This is a genomic window from Streptomyces sp. f51 (genome assembly GCF_037940415.1).
Classification (GTDB): Bacteria; Actinomycetota; Actinomycetes; order Streptomycetales; family Streptomycetaceae; genus Streptomyces.
The window spans coordinates 7,239,297-7,251,661 of record NZ_CP149798.1 but is presented as its reverse complement, the minus strand read 5'-3'; the positions used below and the strand labels follow the sequence as shown (position 1 = coordinate 7,251,661).

The window sequence follows — 12,365 nt, the reverse complement described above, 5'->3', positions numbered from 1 at the left end:
AGTCCGGTCGGTCCACGCCCCCTCGCCGCCCCTGAGACGGGCTCAGCCCTGGGCCAGCTCCGCCACCGACTGCCACTTCTCCCAGGACGACAGGCGCTGCTCGTAGTCCGCCTTGGCGATGCCCAGCGGCGCCGCACCGAAGAAGCAGCGCAGCGGAGGTTCGTCCGCGTCCACGATCTCCAGCACCGCCGCGGCGGAGGCACGCGGGTCGCCCGGGGTGCCCACGCGCTTGCGCCGCTGTTCCTGGACCTCCTTGTGGAACTCGGCGTACGCCGGAAGCTCCTCGGACCTGCTGGACGAGGAACCGGCCCAGTCGGTGGCGAACCCGCCGGGTTCGATCAGGGTGACCTTGATGCCGAACGGCGCGACCTCCTGGGCCAGCGCCTGGCTCATTCCCTCCAGCGCCCATTTCGAGGCGTGGTAGATGCCGACCAGCGGGAAGGCGCTGATCCCTCCGATGGAGGAGACCTGGAGGATGTGTCCGCTTCCCTGCTCGCGCAGGAACGGCAATGCCGCCTGGGTGACCCACAGGGCCCCGAACAGATTGGTCTCCAACTGGGCCCGGGCCTCGTCCTCGGTGATCTCCTCGATCATCCCGAAGTGTCCGTAGCCGGCGTTGTTCACGACCACGTCGAGCCGTCCGAACCGCTCGTGCGCCAGCCGTACGGCGGCGAAGTCGGCGTCGCGGTCCGTCACGTCGAGCTGAAGGGGCAGCAGCCGCTCTCCGTACGTCTCCCGCAGATCGCCCAGGGTGGACAGATCGCGTGCCGTCGCGGCCACCGAGTCGCCCCGCTCCAGTGCGGCGATCGCCCACTCCCGTCCGAAGCCGCGGGAGGCGCCGGTGATGAACCAGGTCTTCTGTGTCATGGAGTGCTCCTCGTGGAACGTGTCGTCCGCTCGGTCACCGCGTCTCCACGGTGCCACTCCCGCCACCCAACACCTTCGAGTGCGCTTCAGGGCAAATCCCGCACCCATCCGAGGTGCCTCTACGGCCTGTTGGAGGCGTCTCGGACGGGTGTCGCGCGCGGCGGCGGGCGCAGAGCCGTCACGCCTGTACGAGCTGCGGTTCGGGCTGCTGGACGAGCGCGGGCCGCGGCTTCCACTGGTTGGTGGTCCGCACGTATCCGTAGATGACGGAGGACAGCGCCAGCAGCAGGGTCGGCCCGAACACCCAGGGGTGCCTGGCCATGTCCACCGGCAGGTAGCGGTAGGACAGCAGGAGCGCGGTGAACACCGTCGAGCCGTAGGCGACCAGCGTGAATCCGGACCGGTCCCAGCCGCGGTGGAACGAACGCATGGACGCCTCGATCGTGAGCGCGAACACCACACCCGCGATGAGATCCGCGCCGTAGTGGTAGCCGAATCCGAGGGTTGCCGTGAGCGTGCCGACGAGCCAGAACGTGCCCGCCCAGCGCAGCGGCCGCGAACCCTCCCGGGTGTGGATGAAGAGGGTGGTGGCCCAGGCCGTGTGCAGGCTGGGCATGCAGTTGCGAGGCGTTATCTCGTCGAACAGTCTGGGGTGCGGGGCGCCGATCGGCAGCGGGGTGTGGGGCCACAGATTGGCCGCCGCCCACTGACCGCCCTCGGCACCGTAGGCGAAGACCGGTCCGACGACCGGGAAGATCATGTAGATGGCGGGCCCGACCAGGCCTATGGCCAGGAAGGTGCGCACGAGGTGGTGTCCCGGGAAGCGCCGCTCCGCGGCCACGTTGCGCAGCTGGTAGAGCGCGAAGACGGCCGCCGCGAGCGGGAGCTGGCCGTAGACGAGGTGCAGGACGTGGAAGCCGATCGGGCCGGTGGCGTCGACGACCCGGCCCATCACCCACGACGGGTTGCCCAGCGCGTGATCGGCGGTGGCCACATAGGCGTCGAGGACGGACGGGCGGGTCTCCGATGTGATCATCAGCCAGGTGTCGCCGGTCTTGTGGCCGGCCACCAGGAGCAGGCCCAGCCCTACGCCCTTCAGGAGCAGGACGCGCTCCTTGCCCGTGCGACGCGTGACGGCGATGAAGGCATAGCCCAGGATCACCCACAGCGCGCCGTTGCCGAACATCAGGTCGGAGTCGAGCGTCCAGCGCACCACGAGGAAGACGACGTCGATGCCTGCGGCGATCCCCAGCGCGATGAACCGTTGCCGCCAGGGGAGAACGACCATCATCAACGCGAGGCCGGCATAGAGCAGCGGCCCCGAAGTGGGCGTGAGGATCACCTCGCCCACCTGATTGGTGATCGGCCCCGGCATGTCGTAGTGCCGCGCGACGATCTCCATCGTGACGAGGAATCCGAGGGTCACGACACCCGCTACGGCCCACAGGATCACCTGTGGCCGACGCCGCTCATCGAAGTCAATTATGTTGTTTATTCGTGAAATTACTCGGGATGCTATAGATATCAACTGTTTGGCCGATTTGTTTGGTGTTGGTCATATAGCTCACCCTTCGCGCTAGACAGCGTGTTCTTCTAGTGAAGGACGGACGATCAGGGCAATCGTCGTGAGTTCGATCATGCTATGAGCGTTACAGGTGCGTTTCAAGGGTCACAGCCGGTGCAAAGGTGGGCGGATCCTGTGTCCGGCGATCTGCCGAGGCGCCCGAAAACTGCCACTCTGGCTGTAAATCGCTCTCCGATCGTCAGGGGCTTTCATGGTGCGGACAGACAGGAGACCCATCGCGGGCTCATGGCCGGGGAGCCGGACATGAACAGCTCTCCGGCCTCCGGCGGCCATTATGGAGAAGTTCTGTTCGAACCGGAGCATCCACAGGAATCCGAACGCATCGACGCGGCCGCGCTGATCTACGATCCGGTCACCACGAGCCGTCTGCGCGCGCTGAACCCGCGACCGGGTGGCCGCTGCCTCGACGTGGGGGCCGGAACCGGGACCGTGGCCCGCTGGCTCCTGGAGGAGGCGGGAGCGGCGGAGGTGGTCGCGCTGGACCGGGACACCGGCGGCCTGGACACCCTCGCGGATCCGCGACTGCGGGTGATCACCGCCGACCTCCGGGACGAAGACCTCGATCCGGGCACCTTCGACCCCATCCATGCCCGGTTCGTCCTCATGCACCTGCCCGAACGCCGTCGGCTCGTCACCCGTCTGGCCCAATGGCTGAATCCGGGCGGCTGGCTGGTACTCGGCGACGCCGTGGAGGTCCAAAACCCCCTGGACACCTCTTCGGCCTACCGGCGCACCATGGACGCCATGTGGCAGGCGCTCCGGTCGACCATCGGCACGGACACGTCGGACATCCCGGCGTATCCACACTTCCTGCGCGAGGAGGGGCTCCGGAGCGTCGCCGGTGAACTGGTCTGCCCGCCGCTGGTCGCGGGCGGTCCGCTGGCCCGGTTCTGGTCCGAGACGTGGAACCGGATGCGACCCGCCCTGGAGGAGACCGGACGCGTGGACTCCACCATGATCGACGAGGCGCTGGACTATCTGGCCTCGCCCACGCTCGCCGAACTCGGCCCCGGGATGATGACGGCGTGGGGTCAGAGGCCCTGAGCCCGGCACGCGGCCGCCCTCACGTCTGCTGGGAGGGCTCGTACGTCTCGGCGGCGAGCCCGAACGTCCATGCCACGCCCTCACGGGCCGTACGGGTCGTCGGCGGGACGCGCAGCCAGTACGTACGGTTCGTGCCGTCGGGCTCGGGTGTGGAGTTGACGACCTCGACCATGACCACGTCCTCGTCGCCGGCCAGTTCGACCCGCCACAGCACGCCCGTCTCGTCGCGGTGGACGGGAACGGCACCCGACTCGTCCAGATACCGGTCGTAGCCGTAGTGCTCCAGCATCACCCGCCGCAGCTCGGCGTTCTCCTCGCCGCGTATCCGCTCGGGCGTCAGCGCGGTGAGCTCGTCGAGGAACGTGCTCGGGACCGGCATCCCGCGCCAGGCGTAGAGCTCGAAGCCGTCTCCGTAGCGCAGGGCCGGGCCGTCTCCCCGGTCCAGGCGTCCGGCCTCGTCGCGGTGCAGGCTCAACGGCCGCTCGCTGACGACGGCGACCTTCTCGTACGGCCACCACCAGCCCGCTTCGCGCGCCACCGCCGCTATTCCGGCCAGGGGACTCGGCTCGTCGGTGTCGAAGGCACACAGCCAGGCCGCGTCGTGCTGGCCCCGGGTCGCGTCCAGGAGCAGCAACCGCACCCGGCTCTCCTCGCGCCGGTCGCCGGCCAGGTCCTCGACGATGCCCGCGCGCACCCGCTCGGCGAGGGTGCGGACCGATTCCCACAGGGCCGCTCCCGTGGCCCGCCAGTGTCCGCTCCACCCCTCCGGTCCGAGCCGCTCGTGCGCTCGGGCGCGCTCCGTCGCCCAGGGGCCCGCGACCACGGCGTCGCGGACGCTGGGGCCCGTGTCCCCGAGTTCGGGTCCTCCGACGGGCGCCGTGCCCATGAGCATGCGTACGGCTTCATGGGGCGAGCGGGCCCAGACGACGCGCTCGGGTTCGTCCAGTCCGGCCTGCCGATAGGCGAGCCTGACGCCTTCCTCGGCCGCCGTCCCGTCGCCCGCGCCCGTCCGGGTCGCGGTGGCACGCCAACTGTTTTGCTCCATCACACCGTTCCTCTCCCATGTCCCCTGTTCCCGAGCGGCACGCCCCCTCGGTGCCACCCGGTCCTGCCGTCGAACTCGCCCTTCACGGGCCGGTGTTCACCGCGCCTCTGCCGGAGCCGGGACCGCCGGCGGACCCGTCAGTCGGCGACGATCCGCACCGAGCCCGGTACGTACTCCCGCTGGCGGATCACTCGGTACCAGCCCTTGGGCAGCGAGATCGCCGCGTGTTCCTCGTGAACGACCCGCGCTCCGTCGGGCACGTGCAGAAGCATCGGTCCGAACACCCCGCCGTCGCGTATCAGGCGTCCGGGACCGACCACCGCGTGGGCGTGCCCGGTGACCTCGCCGAGGGCCAGCACGAGCCGTCCGCGCCCGTCACGGGGCTCGGAGGCCGCGTCGACCGCGTGGTCCGGCACGGCCTTCTCGTCCAACGGCACGATGAGCACGTCTCCTTGACGGAACATGGGTCTCCCTCCCGGCACGGCACGAGGTGTGCCATGGAAAAACCGTAGAGGCGACCACTGACAATCGGCCTCGGGACCGGGCGCGTACCCCCGCTGACCAGGCGTCATGCCCGCGGTGAGCGAACGGTGCACACCGGTCCGAGCGGGTCCGGCCGGGCGCCCGCAGGCCACTCCCCCACCGGCTGTCCCCAGGTGCCGACCCCTGTTCGCCGTGATGTCAGTGGGACTTGGTAGAACTCGTCTACCGGGTGCGGTCCGCGCGCTCCGGGCTCTCCACCACGACCGTCGATCCACCGCACGAAGGAGTGGGCGCGCATGACCATCAACAGGCACCTCGAGGAGTTCCACGGCCTGCCGGCCTTCACCTTCCCGGACGCCGACGACAAGTCGCCCCGGGCCACGTCCCTCCCCTCGCCCGAGTCCGTCGCCTGGCGCGTCGCCGTGGACTCCTACGACAGCGAGGAGGAGTGGGAGGACGCCTTCGCCCGCTTCCTGTCGGCCGTCGACACCGAGCGGGTGGAGGCACTGATCGTCGGCGCGTGGAGCGAGGCGTACGACTCGTCCCCCAGCTCGGTGATCACGGCGCTGGTGGCCGCCCGCGACCGGCTGCCCGCGCTCCGGGGACTGTTCCTCGCCGACATCGTGGTGGAGGAGTGCGAGATCTCCTGGATCGTCCAGGGCGATGTCTCGCCGCTGCTGGAGGCCTTCCCCGGCCTGGAGGAGTTCGGCGTCCGGGGCGGCAACGGACTGGTGTTCCCCGCCCTGCGGCACGAGCGGCTGCGCACGCTGACCGTCGAGACCGGCGGTATGCCCGTCGCGGCGGTGCGCGGTGTCGCCGGCAGCGATCTGCCCGCCCTGGAGGCACTCGACCTGTGGCTGGGTACGTCCGAGTACGGGGGTGACGCCGATGTCGCCGACCTGGAGCCGTTCTTCGCGGGGACGCGGCTGCCCTCGCTGACCCGTCTCGGTCTGCGCAACAGCGAGATCCAGGACGACATCTGCACGGCGCTGGCCTCGGCTCCGGTCGTGGCCCGCCTCACGCACCTCGACGTCTCCATGGGTGTCCTCACCGACGACGGTGCCACGGCCCTGCTGTCGGGCCAGCCGCTGACCCACCTCACCGAACTCGACCTGCACCACAACTACCTCAGCGCGGAGGTGCGCAAGCGCCTGCTGGAGACGCTGGAGCCCGCCGGCGTCACGGTCCGCGCCGACCAGGACGACGCGGAGTCCGACGAGGAGGAGGACGGAACGGTCTGGCGTTTCGTCGCGGTCGGCGAGTAGCGGCGGAACGGAGAACGAGGAGGCGGGATGGGCGGGTTGCGGCCGAGGGGAGCGCCGGTGAAGTGGGCGGTCGTGGCCAACGGGGAGAACCGCCGGGTGGCCCTGTTCGGAGCGGCGGCCGAGGCGGCAGGCTTCGGCACGCCCAGGGTGGTCGAGTGGCGGGACGTCCTGCGCGACGGCGGGCACGACTTCGCCGACGACGAGGTCGTCCGGCTGGACTCCCCCGGCGAGGACGCCGAGGTGGACCGGCTGCTGCGCGGGATCGGCGAGCCGACCCGGGTCGAGGGCTCCGCACGCTGGTACGCGCGGTTCATGGACTGCGTGGGCTCGCTGCGCGGCGGTCTGCGGCTCGACGACCCGGCCGAACTGGCCGTGCTCTTCGACAAACGGCTGTGCCACGCCCGTCTCGACGCGGCGGGCGTGCCCGTACCCCCGTCCCCCACCTCCGGGGCCCGCGCGGCCGTGGACGGCTGGAGCGGCGTCCGGGACCTCATGGCGCGGGCCGCGCTGCGGCGCGTCTTCGTCAAGCTCGCGCACGGCTCGTCCGCGTCGGGTGTCCTGGCCGTCGAGACGACCGCCTCCGGACGGATCCGGGCCACCACCTCCGTCGAACGTACGGCGGAGGGCGACCTCCACAACTCCCTGCGGATCCGCCGCTACACGGAGGAGGCACAGATCGCCGCCATCGTGGACACGCTCGCTCCGGACGGACTGCACATCGAGCGCTGGCTGCCGAAGGCCTCGCTCGGCGGCAGATCGGCGGACCTGCGCGTGGTGGTCGTGGCCGGGCGCGCGACCCACGCGGTGGTCCGTACGAGCCGCTCTCCCCTGACCAATCTGCATCTGGGCGGGGCGCGCAGCGATCTCGCGGCCGTGCGCGCGCTGGCCGGTGACCGTTGGGCCGAAGCCCTGTCCGTCAGCGAACGGGCCGCCGCCTGCTTCCCCGGCACGCTGTGCGTGGGCGTCGACCTGCTGCCCGCCATCGGCTGGCGCCGGTTCGCCGTCGGGGAGGTCAACGCCTTCGGTGACCTCCTCCCCCGTCTCACGGGCCTGCCGGGCAGCGGCGCCGAAGGTCTGGACACCTATGCGGCGCAGATCGCGGCGTTCCGTACGCTCTCCACCGACCGGTTCCCCCCGCGGCCGTCACCCCCGCTCGACACCTCTGCCAGGACAGCACATGCACCAGCCTGACCCCGACCGCACAGCGGCCCCGACGCCCCCCGCCCCCGGACCGTCCGGGACGCCCGACATGAACGAGGTGGTGGGCCGGGACGACCTGCTCCTGCTCACCCTCGACACCCTGCGGTACGACGTGGCCGTCGAACTCGCCGCGGCCGGCAGGCTGCCGAACCTCACCGCGCATCTGCCCGGCGGCACCTGGGAGCGGCGGCACGCGCCGGGGAACTTCACCTACGCCTCCCATCAGGCCATGTTCGCGGGGTTCCTGCCCACCCCGGCGGCACCGGGACCACATCCGCGGCTGTTCGCGGCACGGTTCGCGGGCAGCGAGACGACGGCGGGCCGCACGTTCGTCTTCGACACCCCGGACCTGGTGTCCGCTCTCGCCGCGCACGGCTATCGCACGGTGTGCATCGGGGGCGTCGGCTTCTTCAACAAGCAGGGCGCGCTGGGGAGCGTGCTGCCCGGGCTGTTCCAGGAGAGCCACTGGGAGCCGGAGTTCGGGGTCGCGTCGCCCACCTCGTTCGAGGCACAGGTCGCCCGCGCGGAGAAGACGGTCGCCGAACTCCCGCCGGAGCAGCGGCTGTTCCTGTTCCTGAACGCGTCGGCGCTGCACCAGCCGAACTGGTTCCACCTGCCCGGCGCCACCCGTGACGCGGGCGACAGCCGCGCCACGCACGCGGCGGCCCTTGAGTACATCGACGCCCATGTCGGACGGCTGTTCAGCGCGATGAGCTCGCGCCGCCGCTGCTTCGCCATCGTCTGCTCCGATCACGGCACGGCCTACGGAGACGACGGCTACACCGGCCACCGTCTCGGTCACGACTGCGTGTGGACCGTGCCCTACAGCCACTTCTTCCTGGAGCCGACCGTATGACGCTCGCCCCTGCGGCCGCCCCGACCGGCCTGCCGCGCCCGTACCAGAGCTACACCTACGCCTATCCGCACAAGACCGCCTACCGGCCCCTCGACCCCCGCCCCGCGCTGAAGGACCTGTGGGCCGGCGAGTCACGGCGGTCGCTGTCCCTCTATCTGCACATCCCGTTCTGCGAGATCCGCTGCGGTTTCTGCAATCTGTTCACGCGGATCGGCGCTCCCGGCGACCTGACGGGACGCTATCTGGACGCGGTACAGCGGCAGGCCGCCGCGATGCGCGAGGCGCTGGGCGACGAGGAGACCCCGCGTTTCGCCAACGCCGCGTTCGGGGGCGGCACACCGACGTTTCTGGAGGCCGCCGAGCTGGAGCGGCTGTGCGACATCGCCGAGCGGGAGATGGGGGCCGATCTCCGCGCGATCCCGCTGTCCGTGGAGGCCTCGCCGTCCACGGCCACCGCCGACCGGCTGGCCGTGCTGGTCGACCGGGGCGCCACCCGGCTCAGCCTCGGGGTGCAGAGCTTCGTCGAGGAGGAGTCCCGTGCCGCGGTGCGGCCGCAGCGGCGCTCCGAGGTGGAGGCGGCGCTCGCGCGCATCCGCGACGCGGCCGTCCCCGTCCTCAACATCGATCTGATCTACGGCATCGACGGCCAGACCGCGGCCAGTTGGCGCCATTCGCTGGACGCGGCCCTGGCCTGGAGCCCCGAGGAGATCTACCTCTACCCCCTCTACATCCGCCCGCTCACCGGCCTCGGCCGGAACAGCGACGCGCGGACGGCCGATCTGGAGTGGGACGAGCAGCGGCTGCGCCGGTACCGGGAGGGCCGCGACCACCTGCTGGAGAACGGCTACGAACAGGTGTCGATGCGCATGTTCCGGCGCGCGGACGCACCACCGCAGGGACCGGACGACTACGCCTGCCAGACCGACGGGATGATCGGCCTCGGCTGCGGCGCCCGTTCGTACACCTCGACGCTGCACTACTCCTTCGACTACGCGGTCTCGATGCGGGAGATCCGCGGGATCATCGACGAGTACACCGCCACCGAGGACTTCTCGAACGCGCTGCACGGCCGACGGGTCGACGAGGACGAGGCACGACGGCGGCATCTGCTCCAGTCCGTCCTCCAGGCCGAGGGCCTGCCCGTGGCGGACTACCGGCTGCGCTTCGGGGCGGATCCGTACGACGACTTCCCGTCGGAGATCAGGACGCTCGCCACGCGGGGATGGCTCTCGCACCACGACGAGGACCGGCTCCGCCTCTCCGCCGAGGGACTCGCGCACTCGGACGCGATAGGCCCCGAGTTCTTCTCTCCGGTCGTGCGGGACGCCATGGCCGCCTACGAGACGAAGTGAGGCCCGGTGGACCTGACGATCCTGTACCGCGGCCCCCTGGCCTCCTGCGACTACGACTGTCCGTACTGCCCGTTCGCGAAGCGCCGTGACTCCACCGCGCAGCTGCGGGCGGACCGCGCGGCGCTGGAGCGGTTCACCGCCTGGGCCGGTGAGCAGCGGGAGGACCGGCTTTCGGTGCTGTTCACCCCGTGGGGCGAGGGGCTGGTCCGCTCCTGGTACCGCCGCGCCCTGGTGGAGCTGTCGCACCGGCCCCACGTCGAGCGTGTGGCCATCCAGACGAATCTCAGCTGCCGCACCGACTGGCTGGAGGCGGCGAACCGGGACAGCGTGGCGCTGTGGTGCACATACCACCCCGGACAGACACCGCACGAGCGGTTCGTCGCCAAGACCCGGGAGCTCGGCGAGCTGGGCGTCCGTTTCAGTGTCGGCATCGTCGGCCTGCCCGAGCACCGGGAACCCGCGATCAGGCTGCGCGCAGAGCTCCCGGAGCACGTGTACCTGTGGGTGAACGCCGCCGAGGGGCACACGTACACGGACGAACAGGCCGCCGAATGGACCGCGCTCGACCCGCTCTTCCCCTTCAGCCGCCATCCGCACCGGTCGGCGGGCCTGCCCTGCCGCACCGGCGAGTCCGTCATCTCGGTGGACGGCGACGGAAGGGTGAGCCGCTGTCACTTCGTACAGACGGAGCTGGGCCGTCTGTACGACGGTTCGTTCCGCGCCGCGCTCGCCCCGCGGCCCTGTCCCCTGACCGTGTGCGACTGCCACATCGGCTATGTGCACCTGGAGACTCTGCCGCTGTACGACGTGTTCGCCGGCGGCGTGCTGGAACGCGTGCCGCGTGAGCTGCCGGGCCGGACGTCGCTTCCCGTGGTCCCCGTGACCCGCTCCGCTTGAGAGCCGGGCCCGGTCGGTCCCGCGGTCCGGCACCCGTCCGGGTCTCGGACCGCGGGCCCCGGGTGCTGTCAGCCGTCGCGCCTTCGTGCCAGGTAGACCGTGTTGGCGGAGGTCCCGCCCTGAAGCGGATTGTCGAAGTCCACGACGTGTGCCGCGGTGTCCGTGAAGACCTCCGCGAGCACCGCGCCGAACTCCTTGTCCGGCGGGTCGTTCGACCACAGGGCGAACACACCGCCGGGCTGGAGCAGTTCGGCCAGAGCGGTCAGCCCGTCGTGTGTGTAGAGCACCGCGTGGGCGGGGTGCAGCACATGGCGGGGTGAGTGGTCGACGTCCAGGAGGATCGCGTGGAAACGGCGGCCGGGGCTGTCGGGGTCGAGGCCGCGCGGCCCGTCCCCGGTGGTCATCGCGAAGAAGTCCCCGCGCACCAGACGGCACCGGGGATCGGACGCGAGGCCCTCACCGAGGGGTACGAGCCCCCGCCGGTGCCAGTCGATCACCTCGGCCAGGGTGTCGACGACGATGAGCGAGCGCACGCGTGGGTCGTCCAGAGCCGTCCTGGCCGTGTACCCGAGACCGAGTCCGCCCACGACGACGTCGAGCGGGCCCTCGGACACCTCCGCCAGGCCGAGCCGGGCCAGTTCGATCTCCCCCGTGGTGAAGAGACTGGACATCAGGTACTCGTCGCCGAGCTTCACCTCGTACACGTCGTCGCCCGACAGCGGATCCCGCCGACGGCGCAGGCTGATCTCGCCCATGGGCGTCGGCCGCCAGTCGATCTCCTCGAAACGCGCGCTCATCCGCTGCCTTTCTCCCCGGTCTCGGCCCACCCTCGCGGTCGAGGGGGCGGTCACCGGCACCGGGCGCCCCCGCCGGGGCGATGCGGGCACGAGAGGCACCGCACCGTCCGGCTCGGGCCCGACGCTGTGGAGGATCTTCACATGGGAACGCGGTCGGCGGGTGGCCAAACGGTCGTACGGCACCAGATCGGGTCGGGGCCGGTCGGATCGGGTCCGGTCGGGGACGGTCGGATCGGGTCGGATCGGGTCGGGTCGGGTCCGGTCCGGTCCGGTCGGGGGCAGGCTCGTCGTGCGCGCGCCTCACCCCGTCAGGATTTCGCGGCGGCCTCGCCGATGTCCCGGTGCAGATGGCCCATGAGTTCGCCCATCTCGCGAACGTCGGCACTCGGCGACTCGGCGTTCTCCGCCGCGCCACGCAGCCAGTCGGCGGTCGCCAGGGAAAGTGCCACGGCGTCGTCCACACGGTCGTCGCCGAGGAGTTCCTCGACCCTGAAGGCGAGGCTGCCCAGGGTCTCGGCGTTCGTCTCCGGCACCAGATAGCCGCGCAGACCGACGGGGAAGGGGTCCTGGGCTCTGGCGTGCCGGACGGCCTCCAGAACCGCAGGGTCCTCGCTGTACTGGTCGAGATGGCCGAGCAGCACGTAGATCCGCGCGATCAGCCGCGGCCGGCCGGGGTGGTGGTCCAGCCATGCCATCAACTGCTGCTGTCCACCGAGGTGGTCGACGACCGGGGTGAGCGCCTCCACCGACTTGGTGGGCATGTCCCAGTGATGCGGAAGCAGCCGGGCGATCTCGTCGGCCAGGCTCGCCTCGTCCTCGGTGCTGAGCGTCCCGGCGACGAACCCGCTGACCTTCGCGCTGTCCAGGGTGAATCCGTCGGGCAGCCGCGCCTGGCGATCGCGGCCCGACGAACCGTGCCGTCGGCGCAGCAGCTCGCCGACGCTCTTGAGGAGCGGCATTTCGTGCACGAAACC

General features: G+C 70.9%; 12 protein-coding genes. 6 read left to right on the top strand and 6 right to left on the bottom strand.

Going from position 1 to position 12,365, the window contains the following annotated elements; translation table 11 throughout:
• Nucleotides 1-42: 42 nt before the first annotated feature.
• Nucleotides 43-867, bottom strand: coding sequence for an SDR family oxidoreductase (locus tag WJM95_RS31455; protein WP_339133887.1), 825 nt, complete (start codon nucleotides 865-867; stop codon nucleotides 43-45).
• A gap of 178 nt (nucleotides 868-1,045) precedes the next feature.
• Nucleotides 1,046-2,317 (bottom strand): phosphatase PAP2 family protein, encoded by a 1,272-nt coding sequence (locus WJM95_RS31450; protein WP_339135976.1) that lies wholly within the window; start codon nucleotides 2,315-2,317, stop codon nucleotides 1,046-1,048.
• A 378-nt stretch (nucleotides 2,318-2,695) separates the two neighbouring features.
• On the opposite strand from WJM95_RS31450, the gene WJM95_RS31445 reads away from it, so the two are divergent.
• Nucleotides 2,696-3,496 carry a class I SAM-dependent methyltransferase gene (locus tag WJM95_RS31445; protein ID WP_339133885.1) on the top strand — a complete coding sequence of 267 codons (801 nt, stop codon included), beginning with the start codon at nucleotides 2,696-2,698 and terminating at the stop codon, nucleotides 3,494-3,496.
• 19 nt (nucleotides 3,497-3,515) lie between these two features.
• Here the strand turns inward: WJM95_RS31445 and WJM95_RS31440 are convergent, their stop codons facing one another.
• Together WJM95_RS31440 and WJM95_RS31435 are read right to left on the bottom strand one after the other, a co-directional pair.
• Nucleotides 3,516-4,544, bottom strand: coding sequence for a DUF6745 domain-containing protein (locus WJM95_RS31440; protein WP_339133883.1), 1,029 nt, complete (start codon nucleotides 4,542-4,544; stop codon nucleotides 3,516-3,518).
• A 134-nt stretch (nucleotides 4,545-4,678) separates the two neighbouring features.
• Nucleotides 4,679-5,005, bottom strand: a complete 327-nt coding sequence (locus WJM95_RS31435) for a hypothetical protein (protein WP_339133881.1) — start codon at nucleotides 5,003-5,005, stop codon at nucleotides 4,679-4,681.
• Between the two features lie 315 nt (nucleotides 5,006-5,320).
• Between WJM95_RS31435 and WJM95_RS31430 the strand changes: the two genes are divergently transcribed.
• The 5 genes from WJM95_RS31430 to WJM95_RS31410 are packed head-to-tail and all read left to right on the top strand — an operon-like array spanning nucleotide 5,321 to nucleotide 10,594.
• Entirely contained in the window at nucleotides 5,321-6,289 is a 969-nt protein-coding gene (locus tag WJM95_RS31430; RefSeq protein WP_339133879.1) for an STM4015 family protein, read from the top strand.
• 27 nt (nucleotides 6,290-6,316) lie between these two features.
• The gene (locus WJM95_RS31425) at nucleotides 6,317-7,480 is read left to right on the top strand and encodes an STM4014 family protein (RefSeq protein ID WP_339133877.1); all 1,164 of its coding nucleotides are present in this window, start codon (nucleotides 6,317-6,319) and stop codon (nucleotides 7,478-7,480) included.
• Between the two features lie 58 nt (nucleotides 7,481-7,538).
• Nucleotides 7,539-8,345 carry an STM4013/SEN3800 family hydrolase gene (locus WJM95_RS31420; protein WP_339133875.1) on the top strand — a complete coding sequence of 269 codons (807 nt, stop codon included), beginning with the start codon at nucleotides 7,539-7,541 and terminating at the stop codon, nucleotides 8,343-8,345.
• Entirely contained in the window at nucleotides 8,342-9,697 is a 1,356-nt protein-coding gene (locus WJM95_RS31415; RefSeq protein WP_339133873.1) for an STM4012 family radical SAM protein, read from the top strand. The genes WJM95_RS31420 and WJM95_RS31415 overlap by 4 nt, the downstream gene beginning before the upstream one ends.
• 6 nt (nucleotides 9,698-9,703) lie before the next feature.
• On the top strand, nucleotides 9,704-10,594 hold the full coding sequence (locus tag WJM95_RS31410; RefSeq protein ID WP_339133871.1) for an STM4011 family radical SAM protein: 891 nt from the start codon (nucleotides 9,704-9,706) through the stop codon (nucleotides 10,592-10,594).
• A 68-nt stretch (nucleotides 10,595-10,662) separates the two neighbouring features.
• Here the strand turns inward: WJM95_RS31410 and WJM95_RS31405 are convergent, their stop codons facing one another.
• Nucleotides 10,663-11,391 carry a spermidine synthase gene (locus WJM95_RS31405; RefSeq protein ID WP_339133869.1) on the bottom strand — a complete coding sequence of 243 codons (729 nt, stop codon included), beginning with the start codon at nucleotides 11,389-11,391 and terminating at the stop codon, nucleotides 10,663-10,665.
• A gap of 308 nt (nucleotides 11,392-11,699) precedes the next feature.
• Complete coding sequence (locus WJM95_RS31400) at nucleotides 11,700-12,350, bottom strand: hypothetical protein (protein WP_339135974.1); 651 nt, start codon at nucleotides 12,348-12,350, stop codon at nucleotides 11,700-11,702.
• Between the last annotated feature and the right edge of the window lie 15 nt (nucleotides 12,351-12,365).